Source organism: Pseudomonas brassicacearum, from assembly GCF_009601685.2.
GTDB classification, from domain to species: domain Bacteria; phylum Pseudomonadota; class Gammaproteobacteria; order Pseudomonadales; family Pseudomonadaceae; genus Aquipseudomonas; species Aquipseudomonas kilonensis_B.
Map to the genome: position 1 here is coordinate 3503236 of NZ_CP045701.2, position 21243 is coordinate 3524478.

At 64.1% G+C, this 21243-nt stretch carries 2 protein-coding genes (1 of these 2 only partly in view); both read right to left on the reverse strand.

Features of this window, described 5'->3' with window-relative positions; translation table 11 throughout:
* Positions 1 to 13176, reverse strand: coding sequence for a non-ribosomal peptide synthetase (locus tag GFU70_RS15030; protein ID WP_193034244.1), 13176 nt, complete (start codon positions 13174 to 13176; stop codon positions 1 to 3).
* Positions 13173 to 21243, reverse strand: partial view of a non-ribosomal peptide synthase/polyketide synthase gene (locus tag GFU70_RS15035; protein ID WP_153388331.1) — the final stretch only. The gene runs 21035 nt beyond the window's last position; 8071 of the gene's 29106 nt are visible here — the last part of the coding sequence; the start codon falls outside the window, past its right edge; its stop codon occupies positions 13173 to 13175. Before GFU70_RS15035 ends, GFU70_RS15030 begins: the two co-directional genes overlap by 4 nt.

Consider the following 21243-nt stretch of genomic DNA (forward strand, 5'->3'; position numbering starts at 1 on the left):
TCAGATACTGCGTTTGCGCGTGAGCGCGGGAATAGTCGTCATCGGCACATCGATAGGCCGTACCTCGCCCACGGCGGCAGCCACCAGGGCGAGGGTGGGCTGGCCGAACAGCACACGGATATCGGCCTCCATGCCGTCCTTGCGCATGCGTTCGATCAGTGTCACGGCGAGCAACGAGTGACCACCCAGCTCGAAGAAGTGGTCATGCCGCCCCACTCGTTCGACCTTGAGCAACTGTGCCCACAACGCTGCCAGCTTGATCTCCATGTCGCCCACCGGGGCTTCATACAGACGCGTGGTGTATGCATGGCTGTCGGGGGCCGGTAGCGCCTTGCGGTCGAGCTTGCCGTTGGGTGTCAGCGGTAGTGCGTCGAGGCGCACGTAGGCGGCGGGCACCATATACGCTGGCAACTGCGTTTGCAGGTGCGTGCGCAGGGTTTCGATGTCTACGGCTTCGTCCGGCGAGTGTTGGGTGAAATAGGCCACCAGGCGCTTGTCGCCCGGTATGTCTTCACGGGCCAGGACCACAGTTTCTTTCAGCGCTTCGTGGCGGGCGAGCTTGGCTTCGATCTCGCCCAGCTCGATGCGGAAACCACGGATCTTCACCTGGTCGTCGTTGCGGCCCAGGTATTCGATGTTGCCGTCTGGCAGGTAGCGGCCCAGGTCGCCGGTGCGATACATGCGGGCGTTCGCAGTCGTGCTGAACGGGTCTTTCAGGAAGCGCTCGGCCGTCAGGTCCTCGCGGTTCAAATAACCCCGCGCCACCCCAGCACCACCGATGTAGATTTCGCCCGGAACGCCCAGTGGCACCGGCTGCCCGTGTTCATCCAGCAGATAGAACTGGGTGTTCGCCACCGGTTTACCGATATGCGCGGCAAAGCCGTCTTCACGGGCCATCGACACCCAACTCGAATACGTCGTGGTTTCCGAAGGGCCGTAGAGGTTGCACAGGCGCTTGACCTGGGTCTGTTCGAACAATGCTTCCACCAAACTGCGCTTCAAGGCTTCACCGGCGACGTTCACCGTATCGACGCCCTCGCCCAACCCGCCCGATTCCAACAACGCCTTGAGGGCCGATGGTACGGTGTTGATCAAGGTAATGTCGTGCTCGCCCTGTTGCAGTTCCAGCACATTAGTGACCACGTCGATGCTGCCGCCGGAGGTCAACGGCGCGAAGCACTCATAGACGGCCAGGTCGAAGTTCAGCGAAGTCGAGAACAGGGTTTTCGACAATGTGGCGTCATCGAAGGAGCGATGGGCCCAGGTCAGGAAGTTCACTGTGTTGCGGTGTTCGATCATCACGCCTTTAGGCAGACCCGTCGAACCCGAGGTGTAAATGACGTAGGCCAGGTGCGAGGACGTCAGCTCCATAATCTCTGGATTCTGGACGGATTCGTCCTGCCACAGCCCGCTGTCGAGGTTGATCACTGCCATGGGGGCATCACTTAACAGCCCGACCGTAGCGTCCTGTGCCAATACCGCTGCCGGGGCGCTGTCCTGGAGCATGTAGGCAATCCGATCCAACGGATACGCCGGATCCAGCGGCACATAACCACCGCCGGCCTTGAGAATCGCCAGCAAGCCAACAACCATGTCGATGCCGCGCTCGACGCAGATCGCCACCCGCGAATCGGGCTCTACGCCCTGCTTGCGCAGGTAATGGGCCAGGCGGTTGGCCCGCTCGTTCAACGCGCGGTAACTCAGGCGTTGCTCACCACGAACCACCGCCACGGCATCCGGGGTACGCTGGACCTGTTCCTCGAACAACCCATGGATCGTCTGTTGTCGCGGATAGTCCGCCTCGGTGGCGTTGAACGTCACCAACAACTTCTCGCGCTCCGACGTCGGCAGGATCGACACCTGCTGCAGGGGTAGCTCCGGCTGCTGTTCAAGCACCGCGACCAGACTTTCCAGCGTGTGTTGCACATAACCACAAAGCCGCTGCGCACCAATGCGCGCGGGGGTCATGACCGTAAAGCTGAATGCCTCGCCCTGGTCATCCACCGACAACATCAGCGGGTAATTGGTCCGCTCCTCGCCACTGAGGATCTGGATGCCGCTCCAAGCCGACAATGCCTCGCTCGACACTGTGGTACCGGAGTGGCGATAGTTGAGCAAGGCGCTGAACAACGGCGTCGGCGCCTGCACACCGCTGCAGCGTTGCGCCAGCGCCAACGCGGCGTGTTCATGGCCCAGCAGTGCGGTCAAGCGGGCATGGGTCGCTTTCACTCCCGCACGAACCCCGGTTTGCCCGACACTCACTCGCAACGGCAAGGTATTGATGAACATCCCCAGCGCGCGGTCGGCCCCCTCACCGCCCTGCATCCGTCCGACCAATACCGTGCCGAACACCACATCGTCCTTGCCCGATATCTTGCCCAGGACTTGCGCCCAAACCAGGTGATACAAGCTCGCCGCGCTCACTCCCAACTGACGCGCCTGGGCCCGCAGTCGACGACTCAGGCCGGCCTCGACTTCCTGGCGCACCTCCTCGAGGCCGCTGCCATCGCCTTGCACATCCTGCAAATCGAACGGCAACGTCGGCTCGTCGATGTCACCGAGCATTTCACGGAAGAAGGTTTCGTGCGCCTCACGGCTCACACCCAGGCGAGCCTGGGCCACGAAGTTGCGGTACGGCACCGACGCCGACAGCCGCTGCGCCTGACCGAGCATGTGCGCTTCGATTTCCGCCGACAGCACCGCCAGTGACGTGACGTCGTCCACCAGGTGGTGAAACAGCAGCATGCCCACCCAGCGTTGGTTCGCCAGGTCTTGCGCGTAGACAAGCCGCATCATCGGCGCCTGGCGAATGTCCAGGCGATAGAATCGCGGGTCGAAACGCTGGTGCAACTGCGTGGCGATGTCACCCTGCGCCGGATCCAGCGCAACCGGCTCGACACTCAGTGGCGCGTCTCGCCAGACCACCTGCATGGGTTCGGGCAGGCCTTCCCAGAGCACGCCAGTGCGCAGGATATCGTGCCGGGCAATGACGGCTTGCAGCGCATGGGCGAAATCTTCCAAGCGCGTGAACTGGTCGAAACCGAATATCACCTGTTGCAAATAGGGGTCGCCTTCGGCGGCGGCCAAATGGTGATAGAGAATGCCTTCCTGCAACGGCGCCAGGGCATAAATGTCTTGGACGTTACTTACACCGCCCGGCACCGCCGCGACGATCTGCTCGATCTCCGCTTGGGACAGCGCAGCCAACGGCAGCATGTCCGGTGTGATGCGCGTGCAATCGGCCGGGATACCGTTGGCCGGCACCACGACGTCCCGGTAGCCACCGACGGCGGCAGCCAACGCGGCCAACGTCGGCTGGCCGAACAAGACCCGCACATCGACGCTCAGCTCGATCTGGCGCATGCGTTCGATCATTTTCACGGCCAATAACGAATGACCGCCCAATTCAAAGAAATTGTCATGGCGACCGACCTGTTCGAGCTTGAGCAAGTCTTCCCAAATGCGGGCAATGCTGGCTTCCACTTCGCCCTGCGGGGCCTCGTACTCACGAGCGATCACCGCTGAATGATCCGGTGCCGGCAGCGCCTTGCGGTCGAGTTTGCCGTTGGGGGTCAGCGGCAGCACATCGAGCCGGATGTAGGCGGTCGGCACCATGTACTCAGGCAGTTGCACTAGCAGATGAGCGCGCAAGGCTTCGATGTCAGCGAACGCTTCTGGTGCATGAGGTGTGAAATAGGCCACCAGGCGTTTCTCGCCCGGTACATCTTCACGGGCCAACACCACGGCTTCTTTCACCGCCTCATGCTGCGCCAGCCGCGCTTCGATCTCGCCCAGCTCGATGCGGAAACCGCGGATCTTCACTTGGTCATCGTTGCGCCCCAGGTACTCGATGTTGCCGTCCGGCAGGTAACGACCCAGGTCGCCGGTGCGGTACATCCGCGCATTTGCCGCGGTGCTGAACGGATCCCCCAGGAAACGCTCGACGGTCAATTCCGGACGGTTCAGGTAACCCCGCGCCACCTGCACACCGCCGATGTAAATCTCCCCGGCCACGCCCATGGGCACCGGTTGTCGATGGGCATCAAGCAGGTAGATCCGCGTATTGGCAATCGGCTTGCCGATGGGCGTGCTGTCCGGGGTTTCTGCACCCGTGCAATCCCACGCCGTCACGTCCACCGCCGCTTCGGTCGGGCCGTACAGGTTGTACAAGCCGCTGTGCGGCAGTTGCGTCTTGAAGCGCCGCACCAGATGCCCCGGCAACGCCTCGCCGCTGCACATCACCCGCACCAAGCCTTCGCACTGACCTGCCTCGCCATGGGCCAGGAACACGTCGAGCATCGACGGCACGAAGTGCAATGTGGTGATGCCTTGGGCCTGGATCACTTCGCGCAGGTAGGCAGGATCACGATGCCCGCCCGGACGGGCCATCACCAACCGCGCACCGCTGAACAGCGGCCAGAAGAACTCCCACACCGACACGTCGAAGCTGAACGGGGTCTTTTGCAACACTGCGTCTGTGGCGCTCAAGGCGTATTCGTCCTGCATCCACAACAGCCGGTTGACCACCGCGCCGTGCTCGTTCATCACGCCTTTGGGCAGGCCCGTGGAGCCCGAGGTGTAGATGACATAGGCCAGGTGATGGGCATGCAAGCCTTCAACCTGCGGATTGTCGGTGGGCTGCATCGAGAACCCTTGCGCCTCATCCAGCAGCAAGGTCGGCGCCTGCGTAGCCGGCAGGCTCGCCTGCAAGGCGCGCTGGGTCAGCACCACTCTCGGCGCGCTGTTTTCCAGCATGTAGGCCAGGCGCTCGGCTGGGTAATCCGGGTCCAGCGGCACATACGCCGCGCCGGCCTTGAGAATGCCCAGCAGGCCCGCCACCATGTCCAGGCTGCGATCGGCACAGATCGCCACGCGGTCATCCGGGCGAATGCCCAGTTCCAATAGGCGATGAGCGACCTGGTTGGCGCGCGTATTCAATTGCGAGTAGCTCAACTCTGCCTTGCCAGAGACAACCGCGACGGCATCCGGACAGGCCGCGACCCGTGTTTCGAACAAGCCGTGCAAGGTCAGGCCCTGCGGGTAATCGACCGCCGTGGCATTGAACGTTTCCAACAGATGCAGACGTTCGGCCGCCGGCAGACTCGTGAGGGCCTGCAGTGGCGTATCCGGCGCCTGCTCCAGTGCGCTGACCAGACTTTCGAGCGTGGTCTGCACGTACTCGCCGATACGCCGCGCGCCGGTTCCGACCAACGCTTGCACCACCAGGCTGAAGCCCTCGCCTTCATCATCCACGGCTAGCGCCAAGGGGTAATTGGTCCGTTCTTCACCGCCAATCGACTCGATGCCTTGCCACGCCGTCAGCGCCTGCGCGGTCACCTCGATCCCGCAATGACGATAGTTGAGCATCGAACTGAACAACGGTGTTGGCGCAACCACGCCACTGCAACGCTGGGCCAGTGCCAACGGAGCGTGCTCATGGCCCAGCAGGCCGCTGAGTCGTTTGTGGGTCGCCTTCACCGCTGCGTATACACCTTGCCCAGCCAGGCTCACCCGCAATGGCAAGGTGTTGATGAACATGCCCAGGGCCCGGTCAGCTCCATCGCCGGCCTGCATGCGACCCAATAGTACGGTGCCGAAGACCACGTCGTCGCGACCGCTGACACGGCCCAGGACGTGCGCCCAGGCCAAGTGCATCAGGCTCGCCGCGCTGACGCCCAACTGGCGGGCCTGGTCGCGCAGACGGCGACACAAGCCCGCCTCCACGGCCAGCTTTACCTCTTCCACGCCATTGCCATCGCCTTGCACATCCCGCAGGCCGAACGGCAACGTAGGCTCGTCGACGTCGCCAAGCATGTCGCGGAAAAACGCTTCGTGCGCCTGCTGATCGACACCCAGGCGCGCCTGGGCCACGTAGTTGCGATAAGGCACCGATTCGCCCAGTTCATGGACCTTGCACAACAACTGCGCCTGCATTTCACGTTCCAGCACTTCCAGGCCGGTATGGTCCAGGACCATATGGTGGAATAGCAGCATGGCGACCCAGCGCTGGTTGGCGACGTCCTCGGCGATGGCCAGACGCAGCATCGGTGCCTGCCGCACGTCCAGCCGGTAATGCCGGGCATCGAAACGCTCATACAGCCGGGCAACGGCATCGCCGCCGCTCGGGTCCGCGTCCAACTCGTCAACGCTGAGCCGAGCCTGTCGCCACACGACCTGCATCGGTTCGTCGAGGTTTTCCCAGACCATCGAAGTTCTGAGAATGTCATGCCGGTCAATCACCCCCTGCAAAGCCTGGGCAAAGTCATCCAACCGGGCCCGGCGGTCAAACCCGAACAGCGTTTGCAGCACGTACGGATCACCCATTTTCGCCGTCAAATGGTGATACAGGATGCCTTCCTGCAACGGCGCCAGTGGGTAGATCTCCTGCACGTTGCGCGCTCCTCCCGGCACGCTCGCCACGATCCGATCGATGGCCTCCTGGCTCAATACGGCCAGCGGCAACATGTCCGGTGTGATGCGCTCACAGCCTTCGACGACGGCGCAGGCCGGCACCACCACATCCCGGTGTCCGCCCACCGCAGCGGCCAGTGCCTGCAGCGTTGGCTGGCTGAACAGCACGCGCACATCCACCGATAGTTCGGCCTGGCGCATGCGCTCGATCAGCCTCATCGCCAGCAGCGAATGGCCGCCCAGTTCGAAGAAATTGTCGTGGCGACCGACCCGCTCCACTTTCAACAGCTCGGCCCACAGGTCGGCCAAGACCTGTTCGATCTCGCCTTGCGGTGCCTCGTAGGCCTGGCTGGCGTACGCCTCGGCATCCGGTGCCGGCAGCGCCTTGCGGTCCACCTTGCCGTTGAGGGTCAACGGGAACGCCGACAGCATCACGAACGCCGCCGGCACCATGTAGTCGGCCAGGGTCGCGGACAATTGCTCGCGCAACCCGACCACGCTCAGCGTCACCTGCGGTTGGGCAATGACATAGGCCACCAGGCGTTTCTCGCCCGTTTCATCGGCCCGCACCAGCACCACCGCGTCCTTCACGCCGTCGCAGGCCACCAGCTTGGCTTCGATCTCGCCCAGCTCGATGCGGAAACCGCGGATTTTCACTTGGTCGTCGTTACGCCCCAGGCATTCCAGGCTGCCGTCCGGCAACCAGCGGCCGAGGTCACCGGTGCGGTACAGCAACGCATCAGGTTCATGGCTGAACGGGTCGGCGATGAATTTCTCCGCGGTCAGGTCCGGCCGGTTCAGGTAACCCTTGGCCACGCCTTTGCCGCCGATGTACATCTCGCCGACGACACCCAACGGTGCCAACTGTTGGCGCGCGTCGAGCACATAAACCTGGGTGTTGCCGATCGGTCCGCCGATGGGCACGCATTCGGCATCCGCCGCCACGGCCTTCACCTCAAGGGTGGTGGCGTAGGTGGTTGTTTCGGTCGGGCCGTAGCAGTGCACCAGGCGCAAACTCGGCGCCAGGTCCAGCAAACGCCGGAACGACGCCACATCGGCCCGCTCACCGCCACACAACAGGATGCGCAAGCGGCCAATGGCCTGGGGAATGAGCTGCACATACTGGTTGAAGATCGCCGTGGTCACGAACAGCACCGTGACGCCCGAATCCTCCAGCACCTGGGCAAACCGCGAAGGCTCGAGCAGGGTTTCATGGTCGATCACCACCACTTGCCCGCCATTGAGCAACGCGCCCCAGACGTCCATGGTGCTGGCGTCGAACGCCGGGTTGGAGGCGAAGGCGATGCGGTCGTGCTCGTTGAAATCGGCATAACCGTTGTTGATCACCAGGCGGTTGATCGCCCGATGGGGAACCAGCACGCCTTTCGGGGTGCCAGTGGAGCCCGAGGTGTACATGATGTAGGCGATCGATTCACTGGACTGCGCCAATGCCGGGTTGTGCAGCGGCCCCTGGCTGTCCAGCGTGTCCAGGTCGATGCGCGAAGCGCCGTCGGGCACGGCCTCGGTACTGAACGTCAGCAGGCACTTGGCCTGGCAATCGTCGAGCATGAAGCCCTGGCGCTCCAGGGAGGCGTTGCGGTCCAGCGGCACGTAGGCCGCCGCGCACTTGAGGATCGCCAGTTGACTGGCCAGCAGCTCGATGGAGCGTGGCAACAGGATCGCCACGCAGTCATCCGGCTGCACGCCGAGGCCGATCAGGTGATGGGCCAGGCGGTTGGCCCGCTCGTTCAGCTGCGCGTAAGTCACTTGCCGCTGCCCGTGCACCGCCGCAATCGCCTGCGGCAAGTCCGCGGCCTGGGCTTCGAACAGCGCCAGGACGGTTTGCTCATGGGGATAGGCGCGTTGGGTGGCGTTGAAGTCCACCAGCAACAGGTGGCGTTCGCTTTCCGGCAGCATCTCCAAGCGGTTGAGTGGCGTCTGGGGCGTGTGTTCGAGGGCCTGCACCAGGCTTTCCAGGGCCGTGTGCATGTAGGCGCAGATGCGCGCCGCACCGATCCCTTGCACCACCAGGGCACTCAGCATGAAACCGTCGCCCAGGTCGTCCACCGACAGGGTCAGTGGGTAATTGGTCCGCTCCTCGTTGCTCAGGATCTCCATGCCCTGCCAGGCGCTCATGGCCTCGGCTGAAGCAGAGCCGGTCGCGCTGTGCCGGTAGTTCAGCAGAGCACTGAACAACGGGGCCGGTGCGGCCACGCGGCTGCAACGTTGCGCCAGGGCCAGCGAAGCATGTTCATGACCGAGCAATGCGGTCAGCCGCCCATGGATGGTCTTGACCCCGGCGCGCGCGCCCTGCTCATCCAGGCTGACCCGCAGCGGCAAGGTGTTGATGAACATGCCAAGGACCCGGTCGGCGCCCTCGCCACCCTGCATCCGCCCCATCAGGACCGTGCCGAACACCACGTCCTCCCGCGCGGACAAACGTCCCAGTACCTGTGCCCAAGCCAAATGGTGCAGGCTGGCCGCACTCACCCCGAGCTGCCGCGCCTGCGCCCGCAAGCGGCGGCTCAAAGCGGCGTCCACTTCCAGCTTGGCCTCCTCGATGCCGCGACCGTCACCCTGCACCTGTTGCAACCCCAACGGCAGGGTCGGCTCGTCGACATCACCGAGCATCTCGCGGAAAAACGCCTCGTGCTCTTGCTCGCTGACGCCCAGGCGCGCCTGAGCCACATAGTTGCGGTACGGCAGCGCGGCGGCCAATTGACCGGCCTGGCCCAGCAAGTGTGCCTGCATTTCCTGCTGCACCACCTCCAGGGCGGTATGGTCCAGGGCAATGTGGTGGAACAGCAGCATCGCCACCCAGCGCTGGTTGACCGGATCATGGACATATCGCAGGCACATCAGCGGGGCCTGGCGAATGTCCAGGCGATGATGACGGGAGTCGTAACGTGCATGCAATTGGGGCACCGCATCGGCGTCCGACGCGTCCAGCTGCAGTCGCTCGACGCTCAACAGCGCCTTGCGCCAGACCACCTGTATCGGCTGCTCCAGCCCCTCCCACATGATCGAGGTGCGCAGGATGTCGTGCCGGTCGATGACTCCTTGCAATGCCTGGGCGAATGCCTCGAGGCGCGCCTCGTCCTGGAAAGCGAACAGCGCCTGCAACACGTAGGGATCGCCCTGCTGCGCCGAGACATGGTGATAGAGAATACCTTCCTGCAACGGCGCCAGCGGGTAGATGTCCTGCACGTTGTGCACACCACCCGGCACCGTGGTGACGATTCGGTCGATCGCCGCCTGGGTCAATGTCGCCAGCGGCAGCATCGCCGGGGTGATCCGCTCACAACCGGGGGTGATGCCATTGGCCGGCACCTCGATCTCATTGCCGCCTCCCACCGCCGCGGCCAGTGCCACGAGGGTCGGCTGGCCGAACAGCACGCGGACATCGGCACTCAAGCCGACCTGGCGCATCTGCTCGATCAGGTTCACGGCTAGCAAGGAATGGCCGCCCAGTTCGAAGAAATGATCGTGACGTCCCACCTGCTCGACGTTGAGGACTTGCTGCCACAGTCGAGCCAAGGTGATTTCGGTATCACCCAGCGGGGCCTCATAGCCCCGGGTAATGATTGACGCCTGGTCCGGCACCGGCAGGGCCTTGCGGTCGAGCTTGCCGTTGGGGGTCAGCGGCAAGGCATCCAGGCGCACGTAGGCAGCCGGTACCATATAGTCCGGCAAGCAGCTTTGCAGGTGTGCGCGCAGGGCTTCGATGCCTGCGCTGTCATCCGTTGAATGCAAGGTGAAATAAGCCACCAGGCGTTTTTCGCCGGGAACGTCTTCACGCACCAACACCGTCGCCTCCTTCACCGCAGCGTGTTGCGCCAGGCGGGCTTCGATCTCCCCCGGTTCGATGCGAAAGCCACGGATCTTCACCTGGCCGTCGTTGCGGCCCAGGTACTCGATATTGCCGTCCTCCCGGAAGCGCCCGAGGTCGCCGGTGCGGTACATCAGGGCCTGGACGTCTTGGCCGAACGGGTCGCGAAGGAATTTCTCGGCGGTCAGGTCCGGGCGGTTCAGGTAGCCGTTGGCGACCCCCAGGCCCCCGATGTACAGCTCGCCGGCCACGCCTTGGGGCATGGGCCGCTGCTGCGCATCGAGGATGTAGACCCGGGTGTTGCCCAAGGGCCGGCCAATCGGGACGCTGCCCTCGCCGACGGCCTTGATTTCGTAGGTGGTCGAGAACGTCGTCGCTTCCGTCGGGCCGTAGCCGTTGAGCAGATGGGCCGGCGCGCCATCTTTCAAGACGCGGGCGATCACCGCCGGGTCCAGCACGTCGCCCCCGACAATCAAGTAGCGCAACTGGGCGAACACGTCCATCAGGTGGTCGGCGTACTGGTGAAACAGCCCCGCCGTCATCCACAACACGTTCACCGCTTGCTCGAGCAACAGCCTGTGCAAGCGCTCCTGAGACAGCAACACGGCCTGGTCGACCACAACCACACAACCGCCGTTGAGCAACGGTGCCCAGACTTCCAGGGTACTGGCGTCGAAGGCCGGATTGGAGGCAAAGGCCACCCGGTCCCGCTCGTTGAAGTCGGCATAACCGTTATTGATCACCAGCCGGCTGATGGCCCGATGCGGCACCAGCACGCCCTTGGGCGTCCCCGTGGAACCTGAGGTGTACATGATGTAGGCCGGCGCTTCGCTCGATGCGGGTTGCTGGCCGTAATGGACCAACGGCTCGGAAAGGTCGGCACTGTCCAGATCCACCCGGCGCACGCCCGGCGCCAAGGCTTCGTGGCTGTGGGTCAAGGCCAGCACGGCGTGGCTGTCCTCGATCATGAACTGCTGGCGCTCGGCGGGCGCGTTGATGTCCAGCGGCAGGTACACCGCCGCGCACCTGAGCACGGCCAACTGGCTGACCAGTAGATCGAGCGAGCGCGGCAGCAGGATCGCCACGGTTTGACCCGCTTGCAGGCCAAGGTCGAGCAAATGCCTGGCCAGACGCCCGGCTTTGCTGTCCAGTTCGCGGTAAGTCAGAACCTGCCCACCCTGCACCGCTGCCGGCGCGTCCGGACGCGCCTCGGCCTGGGCCTTGAACAAGGCATGGATTGGCTGCTCCCGCGGATAATCACGGTCGGTGTCGTTGAACGACAGCAGCACCCGTTCGCGCTCCGATTCTGGCAGGAACGATAGGTCGTTAAGCATTGCTCCGGGCGCGGACTCCAAGGCGGTGACCAGGCTTTCAACGGCGGCTTGCATGTAGTCGCCGATGCGTTGCGCGCCAATCAGCGCAGTGGCCTGCACCGACAAGGCGAAGTCATCGGAAAAATCGTCCACCGAAAGGATCAGCGGGTAGTTGGTGCGCTCTTGCGCGCCCAGCGCCTCGATACCGTCCCAAGCCAGGCTGACCTCGGCCGGGAGCACTTGAGCGGCGCTGGCGCTGTGGCGATAGTTCAACAATGTGCTGAACAGCGGCGCCGGCGCGGCCACGCCGCTGCAACGCTGGGCCAGGGCCAGGGACGCATATTCGTGACTGAGCAGGCGGCTCAACCAGGCATGGGTGCTTTTCACCCCGTTGCCCACGTCCTGGGCACCAACGTTCACGCGCAGAGGCAAGGTATTGATGAACATGCCCAGTGCCCGGCTCAGGCTTTCGCCGGCCTGCATGCGCCCCAGCATCACCGTGCCGAACACCACGTCCTCGCGGCCCGATATGCCGCCCAGCACCTGGGCCCAGGCCAGGTGAAAAAGGCTCGCTGCGCTCACACCGAGCTGGCGCGCCTGCGCCCGCAGGCGGCCACTGAGGTTCGGCGTCAAGGCTTGATGGCTTTCTTCGATGCGGCTGCCGTCGCCCAATACATCCTGTTGGCCGAAGGGCAAGGTTGGCTCTTCCACATCCCCCAGCATCTCGCTAAAGAACGCCTCGTCAGCCTGACGCTGGCCGGCCTGGCGAGTCCGCGCCACATAATTACGGTAAGGGATGGCGGGTTGCAATTGCCCACTCTGCCCCATCAGCCAGGCTTGCATTTCACTCTGCACCACCATCAGGGCCGCGTGATCGAGGGCCATGTGATGGAACAGCAGCATGGCGACCCAGCGCTGGTTGGCCGGGTCCTCGGCGACTACCAGCAGCAACAGCGGCGCCTGGTTGACGTCCAGGCGATAGTGCCGAGGATCGAAGCGCGCCTGCAGTTGCGCCATGACGTCGCCCTCGGCGAGGTCGGCACTGATGTCCTTGACTCCCAGCCGGGCCTCGCGCCAGACCACCTGCACCGCCTCTTGCAACCCCTCGCGGACAATAGCAGTGCGCAGGATGTCGTGGCGGTCGATCACGCTTTGCAAGGCGTCGACAAAATCCGTCAGGCGCTCCTGCCGGGTGATGCTGAAGTGCGTCTGCAACAGGTAGGGATCGCCCTGGGTGGCCATCAGGTGGTGATAAAGAATGCCCTCCTGCAACGGCGCCAGCGGGTAGATGTCCTGCACATTGGCTGCGCCACCCGGCACGGTGGCCACGATGCGGTCGATGGCTGGCTGGTCGAGGGTCACCAGTGGCAGCATCTGCGGCGTGATATGCCTGCAATCGGGGGCGATGGCATTGGCTGGGATGTCGATGTCCCCAGCCTTGCTGTCATCGTATTGCCCAGCCTGGATCAACTCGATCAGCGCGGCTTTGTGCTCGCGCAACAAGGCCAGCACCGCCGGCTCGCCCAGGGACTGTTTGCGGCCCCGTACCACGAGCTGATCGCCCTTGACTGAAAGCTGTACGCCTTTTTCTTTTAGTGTCGCCAACAGTTCGATCACACTCACAGGACAATCTCCATTTTTTCTGTCGTTGCCGCGTATTCCGAGAGCGTGGGCTGCTCGAACAACGTCCGCACATCCGCTTCCATACCTTCTTGGCGCATCCGCTCCATCAGGCTGACAGCAAGCAAGGAATGCCCGCCCAATTCGAAGAAGTGGTCGTGACGGCCAACGCGCTCTACGTTGAGGACTTCGGCCCATAGCTGGGCCAGTGTGATTTCGGTTTCGCCGATGGGGGCTTCGTAGCCCCGGGTGATGAACGCCTCCAGGGCCGGTGCCGGCAGCACCTTGCGGTTGAGCTTGCCGTTGGGTGTCAGCGGCATGGCGTCGAGGCGTACATAGGCCACCGGCACCATGAAGGCCGGCAGTTGCGCCAGTAGCCAGGTACGCAACGCGTCGAGGTCCGCCATTGCGTGCGGCGCGTATTGGGTGAAATAGGCCACCAGGCGTTTTTCCCCCGGTACGTCCTCACGGACCAGCACCGCGGCCTCGTTCACTCCCTCGTGCTGGGCGAGCTTGGCTTCGATCTCGCCCAGTTCGATACGGAACCCGCGGATCTTCACCTGATCGTCATTGCGCCCCAGGTACTGCAACGTACCGTCCGGCAGCCAGCGACCGATGTCACCGGTCTTGTACAAGCGAGCGTCGGTCTTGCCGTAGAACGGGTCGGCGATGAAGCGCTCGCTGCTGAGTTGCGGCAGGTTGAGGTAACCGCGGGCCACACCGATGCCGCCGATGTGGATCTCACCAGGTACCCCCACGGGCAACAGTTGCCCGTAGCTGTCCAGCACATGCAATTGCATATTGCGAATCGGCCGGCCAATGGGGATCGACTGGTGCCGGTAGGTCTCAAGGTCGCTGTCGGCGGTGTACCAGGCGACCACGTCACTGCACTCGGTCGGCCCGTAGCTGTTGATCACCGCTGGCCGTGGCTCGGCGAGTTTTTCCAGCATGGCGACCTGGATCGGCTCGCCCCCCAGCACCACGCGCTTCAGGCAGGCCAGGCCGTGTCGGTGGTCGGCGTCCACCAGCGCGTGGAAGGCGCTGGGCGACATATTGAGGTGGCTGATCCCAGCCTCGGCGACCTGGGCGACGATGGCGTCGGGGTTGAAGGGTTCGGCGGCCAGGTGCAGCGTGGCCCCAACCATCAGCGGCGCGAGGATGTTCTTCTGGGTCAGGTCGAAGTTGTAGGAGGACGCCAGCAGCACCGCGTCGCCGGCGTCGAAGGCCAGGTCTTCGAGGTACCAGTCCAGCAGGTTGCGCAGGCCGCGATGTTCGACCATCACGCCTTTGGGCAAGCCGGTGGAGCCGGAGGTGTAGATCACGTAGGCCAGATGGACCGGCGTCAGGCCGGTGACCTGCGGGGTATGCTCCGGCTCGTCTTGCCACGGACCGCCGTCCAGATCGATCAACGGCACCTGAACCTGTGACAGGAACCCGCGGGTCGCTGCCTGGGCCAGCACCGCAGCCGGCTCGCTGTCGGCCAACATGTAGGCAATCCGCTCGGCAGGATACGCCGGATCCAACGGCACATAACCACCGCCCGCCTTGAGGATCGCCAACAGCCCGATCACCATCTCGGCGCTGCGCTGAACACAGATCGCGACGCGCGAGTCTGGCTGCACGCCCTGCTTGCGCAGGTAATGCGCCAACTGGTTGGCGCGCGCATCCAACTGCCGATAACTCAACGAGTGCCCTCCATGCTGAACGGCCACGTTGTCCGGCGTGCGTTGGACCTGGGCTTCGAACAGCCCGAGAGCGGTCTGCTCCTGCGGCTCATCGGCGCCACCGGTATTGAACTCGGCCAACAGTTTCAGGCGCTCGCTCGGCGGCAGGATCGACAACTGGTGCAACGGCGCCTCGGGTGCCTGCTCCAGCATCTGGATCAAACCTTCCAGTGCCTGCCGCACATACCCACACAGCCGCTGGGCGCCGATGCGCGCCGGGGTCATGACGGAGAAGCTGAACGCCTCGCCCTGGTCATCCACCGACAATGTCAGCGGGTAGTTGGTCCGCTCTTCGCCACCCAACACCTGGATGCCGTCCCAGGCCGACAAGGCTTCGGCGGAAGCTGCCGCGCCGGTGTGGCGATAGTTGAGCAAGGCACTGAACAACGGCGTCGGTGCCTCCACGCCGCTGCAACGTTGCGCCAGCACCAGCGAGGCGTGCTCATGGCCAAGCAAGGCGGTCAGTCGGGCATGGGTCGCTTTCACGCCGGCACGCACACCGGTCTGCCCCAGGTTCACCCGCAACGGCAACGTATTGATGAACATCCCCAGTGCCCGGTCAGCGCCCTCGCCGCCCTGCATCCGCCCGACCAACACGGTGCCGAACACCACGTCGTCGCGACCCGACACCGTGCCCAGGACCTGGGCCCAGACCAGGTGATACAAGCTCGCCGCGCTCACCCCGAGCTGACGCGCCTGGACCCGCAGCCGACGGCTGAGGTCGGCCTCGACCTCCTGGCGCACCTCTTCGATGCCGCTGCCATCGCCTTGCACATCCTGTAAATCGAACGGCAACGTTGGCTCGTCGACATCACCGAGCATGTCGCGGAAGAACCGTTCATGGGCCTCGCGACTCACGCCCAACCGCGCCTGGGCCACGTAGTTGCGGTACGGCACCGATACCGGCAAGCGTTGCGCCTGGCCGAGCATGTGCGCCGAGATCTCCGTCGACAGCACGGCCAGCGATGTGGCGTCGTCCACCAGGTGATGGAACAACAGCATGCCCACCCAGCGCTGGTTGGCCGGGTCTTGCGCAAAAGCGACCCGCATCAGTGGCGCCTGACGGATGTCCAGGCGATAGTGCCGAGGGTCGAAACGCTGATGCAGCTGCGTGGCAACCACCCCGGCCGCCGGGTCCAGTTCAACCGATTCGACCACCAACCGCGCCTCACGCCAGACCACCTGCATGGGCTCGGCCAGGCCTTCCCAGAGCACCCCGGTGCGCAGGATATCGTGACGGGAGACAACGGCTTGCAGCGCCTGGGTGAAATGCTCCACATGGGCGAAGCTGTCGAAGGCGAACATCACGTATTGCAAGTAGGGATCGCCCTGGGCGGCGGCGATGTGGTGATACAGAATCCCCTCCTGCAACGGCGCCAGGGCGTAGATGTCCTGCACATTCGCCACGCCACCCGGCACCATGGCTACGATCCGGTCAATGGCATCCTGGTCCAGATCGGCCAAGGGCAACATGTCCGGGGTGATTCGCGTGCAGCCGTCCGGGATCGCATTGCCCGGCACCACGACTTCCGTGTGCCCACCCACCGCGGCCGCCAGGGCCGCCAGCGTCGGTTGACCGAACAGCACCCGTACGTCGGCACTCAAGCCGACGTGGCGCATGCGCTCGATCAGCTTCACCGCCAACAGTGAATGGCCGCCCAGTTCAAAGAAATTGTCGTGACGACCGATCTGCTCAAGGTCCAGCAAGTCTTGCCAGATCGCGGCGATAGCCGTCTCGGCCTCGCCTTGCGGCGCTTCGTATTCGCGGGCCGCCACCGCCGACTGATCCGGTACCGGCAAGGCCTTGCGATCTAGCTTGCCGTTGGTGGTCAGCGGGAACGCCTCGAGGACCACGAACGCGCTGGGCACCATGTAGTCCGCCAGCGAAGCCAGTAATTGTGTACGCAGCTCGGCGGCAGACGGTTGCGCACCTTGCGCAGCAATCACATAGCCCACCAGTCGCTTGTCGCCCGGCGCGTCTTCACGGGCGATGACCACGGCCTCGCGGATACCCTCGCAGGCCGTCAGCGTCGCTTCGATCTCGCCCAGCTCGATCCGGAAACCACGGATCTTCACTTGGTCGTCATTGCGGCCCAGGTATTCGATGCTGCCGTCCGCCAACCAACGACCGAGGTCGCCGGTCCGGTACAAGCGCGCCCCTTCACGCCCGCTAAAGGTATCGTCGATAAAGCGTTCCTGGGTCAATTCCGGACGGTTCAGATAACCCCGGGCCACGCCCGCACCGCCCACGTACATCTCACCCACCACCCCCACCGGCACCGGCTCACGCCGGGCGTCGAGCACGTACAGTTGCAGGTCGGGAATGCGCTTGCCGATCGGGCTCACGCCCGTCAACTGCGCATCGGCCGTTTCAAGCGGACGATAGGTCACGTGCACCGTCGTTTCGGTGATGCCGTACATGTTCACCAACTGCGTCCCAGCATTGGCAACACGGGCATACCAGGGCTTGAGCATCCCGGTTTCCAGCGCTTCACCGCCAAAGATCACCTGGCGCAGGCTGTGGCGCAGCTCGCTTTCGCCCTGGGCCGCAATCAACTGCCGGAAGGCGCTTGGCGTCTGGTTCAGTACGGTCACACCGGCCTCGCACAACAACGCATAACAGTCTTGCGGGGAGCGACTGACCAGTTGCGGCACCACCAACAGGCGACCGCCGTGGGTCAAGGCGCCCCAGATTTCCCAGACCGAGAAATCGAACGCGAAGGAATGGAACAGCGCCCAGACGTCTTGCGGACCAAACTCGAACCACGGTTGGGTCGCCGAAAACAGCCGTGCGACGTTGCGGTGCTCGACCATCACCCCTTTGGGCAGGCCGGTGGACCCCGAGGTGTAGATCACGTAGGCCAACTGCGACGACGTCAGGCCAGGCACTTGCGGGTTGACGGTGGACTGGTTGCGCAACGCCGGGCTATCGAGTTCGATCACCCGTACGGACTCTTCGGCCAGCAGCGCCTGGGTGGCGGCATGCACCACGATCGCCACAGGGGAGCTGTCCTCGAGCATGTAGGCGATGCGTTCCGCCGGGGAAGCCGGGTCCAGCGGTACGTAGCCAGCGCCCGACTTCAAGATGCCCAGCAGGCCGACGATCATGTCCAAACCGCGCTCGACACAGATCGCCACCCGGTCATCCGGGCAAATGCCCAACGACAGCAGGCGATGGGCGAGCTGGTTAGCCTGGGCGTTGAGTTCGCCGTAGGTCAGTGCCTGCTCCTCGAACACCACCGCCACCGCGTCGGGTTGCGCCGCAACCTGAGCCTCGAACTGGCGATGGATCAGCGCGTCATGGGCATAGGCCGCCTCTGGCGCATTCCAGGTTTCCAGCAGTTGCTTGCGTTCGGCCGCCGGCAACACCGCGAGATTGCGCACCGCCGTTTGCGGCGCGTGTTCCAGGGTATCGACCAAGCTCTGCAGGGCCACCTGCACATAATCACAGATACGTTGCGCACCGATCAGGGACTCGACCTGCACCGTCAGGCTGAAGCCTTCGCCCAGGTCGTCGACGTTGAGCGTCAACGGGTAGTTGGTGCGCTCCTCGCTGGACAACATTTGCATGCCGCTCCAGGCCGACAGGCCCTCATCCGTCACCTGCAATGAACTGTGGCGAAAGTTCAGCAGCGCACTGAACAGCGGCGCTGGCGAGGCCACCCCGCTGCAGCGTTGGGCCAAGGCCAGGGAAGCATGCTCATGCCCCAGTAACCCGGTCAGGCGCGCATGAGTGGTCTTCACCGCATCCCGCACGCTTTGCTCATTCACGGGCACGCAGATCGGCAAAGTGTTGATGAACATGCCCAAGGCCCGGTCGGCACCGTCGCCGCCTTGCATCCGGCCCAGCAAGACCGTACCGAACACCACACTTTCCTGCCCCGACGCCACCGCCAGGACCTGAGCCCAGGCCAAATGGACCAGGCTGGCGGCACTGACGCCCAGCTGGCGGGCCTGAGCCCGCAGGCGCAGGCTCAAGGCGTCATCGACAAACACTTTCGCTTCCTCGATGCCGCGCCCGTCGCCCTGGACCTGGGCCAGGCCGAATGGCAGCGTCGGCTCGTCGATATCGCCGAGCATGTCGCGGAAGAATGTTTCGTGTTCCTGTTCACTCGTCCCCAGGCGAGCCTGGGCCACGTAGTTGCGGTACGGCACCGATGCGGTCAAGTGTTCGTCCTGGCCCAACAGGTGCATTTGCATCTCGTGCTGCATCACGTCCAGGGCGGTGTGGTCCAGGGCCAGGTGATGGAACAACAAAATCGCGACCCAGCGATCCTGGGCTTCATCCCGTGCGTAAGCCAGGTGCAGCAGCGGCGCCCGGCCCAAATCCAGGCGACTGTGCCGCGCATCAAAACGGCTGGCCAGTTGCGTGACAACGTCGCCAGCCGTGGTATCGGCAACAATGCACTGCGGCTCCAGCACCACTTGGCGCCAGACCACCTGCACCGGCTCATCCAACCCTTCCCAGACCACACTGGTGCGCAAGATGTCGTGGCGATCGATCACCACTTGCAGCGCACCGATGAACGCGTCGAGGCGTTCCCGGTTGTCGAAGGCGAACTGGGTTTGCAGCACGTAGGGGTCGCCCTGTTCGGCGGCCAAGTGGTGATACAAAATCCCTTCCTGCAACGGTGCCAGGGGGTAGATATCCTGCACGTTGCGCGCGCCGCCTGGCACCGTGGCGACGATCTGGTCGAGGGTGTCCTGGGACAGGTTGACCAGCGGCAACAGTTCGGGGGTGATGCGGTCGCAATCCAAGGGAATCAGGTTCGCCGGCACGCTGACTTCCCTGCCGCTGCCAATCGCCGCGGCCAGTGCGACCAGGGTCGGTTGGCTGAACAGCACGCGCACGTCGGCGCTCAAGCCAGCCTGGCGCATGCGTTCGATCAGCGTCACCGCCAGCAGCGAATGCCCGCCCAGTTCGAAGAAATTGTCGTGGCGACCGACCCGCTCCACTTTCAACAGCTCGGCCCACAGGTCGGCCAAGACCTGTTCGATCTCGCCTTGCGGTGCCTCGTAGGCCTGGCTGGCGTACGCCTCGGCATCCGGTGCCGGCAGAGCCTTGCGGTCCACCTTGCCGTTGAGGGTCAACGGGAACGCCGACAGCATCACGAACGCCGCCGGCACCATGTAGTCGGCCAGGGTCGCGGACAATTGCTCGCGCAACCCGACCACGCTCAGCGTCACCTGCGGTTGGGCAATGACATAGGCCACCAGGCGTTTCTCGCCCGTTTCATCGGCCCGCACCAGCACCACCGCGTCCTTCACGCCGTCGCAGGCCACCAGCTTGGCTTCGATCTCGCCCAGCTCGATGCGGAAACCGCGGATTTTCACTTGGTCGTCGTTACGCCCCAGGCATTCCAGGCTGCCGTCCGGCAACCAGCGGCCGAGGTCACCGGTGCGGTACAGCAACGCATCAGGCTCATGGCTGAACGGGTCGGCGATGAATTTCTCCGCGGTCAGGTCCGGCCGGTTCAGGTAACCCTTGGCCACGCCTTTGCCGCCGATGTACATCTCGCCGACGACACCCAACGGTGCCAACTGTTGGCGCGCGTCGAGCACATAAACCTGGGTGTTGCCGATCGGTCCGCCGATGGGCACGCATTCGGCATCCGCCGCCACGGCCTTCACCTCAAGGGTGGTGGCGTAGGTGGTGGTTTCGGTCGGGCCGTAGCAGTGCACCAGGCGCAAACTCGGCGCCAGGTCCAGCAAACGCCGGAACGACGCCACATCGGCCCGCTCGCCGCCACACAACAGGATGCGCAAGCGGCCAATGGCCTGGGGAATGAGCTGCACATACTGGTTGAAGATCGCCGTGGTCACGAACAGCACCGTGACGCCCGAATCCTCCAGCACCTGGGCAAACCGCGAAGGCTGGAGCAGGGTTTCATGGTCGATCACCACCACTTGCCCGCCATTGAGCAAGGCGCCCCAGACGTCCATGGTGCTGGCGTCGAACGCCGGGTTGGAGGCGAAGGCGATGCGGTCGTGTTCGTTGAAATCGGCATAACCGTTGTTGATCACCAGGCGGTTGATCGCCCGATGGGGAACCAGCACGCCTTTCGGGGTGCCAGTGGAACCCGAGGTGTACATGATGTAGGCGATCGATTCACTGGACTGCGCCAATGCCGGGTTGTGCAGCGACCCCTGGCTGTCCAGCGTGTCCAGATCGATGCGCGAAGCGCCGTCGGGCACGGCCTCGGTACTGAACGTCAGCAGGCACTTGGCCTGGCAATCGTCGAGCATGAAGCCCTGGCGCTCCAGGGAGGCGTTGCGGTCCAGCGGCACGTAGGCCGCCGCGCATTTGAGGATCGCCAGTTGACTGGCCAGCAGCTCGATGGAGCGT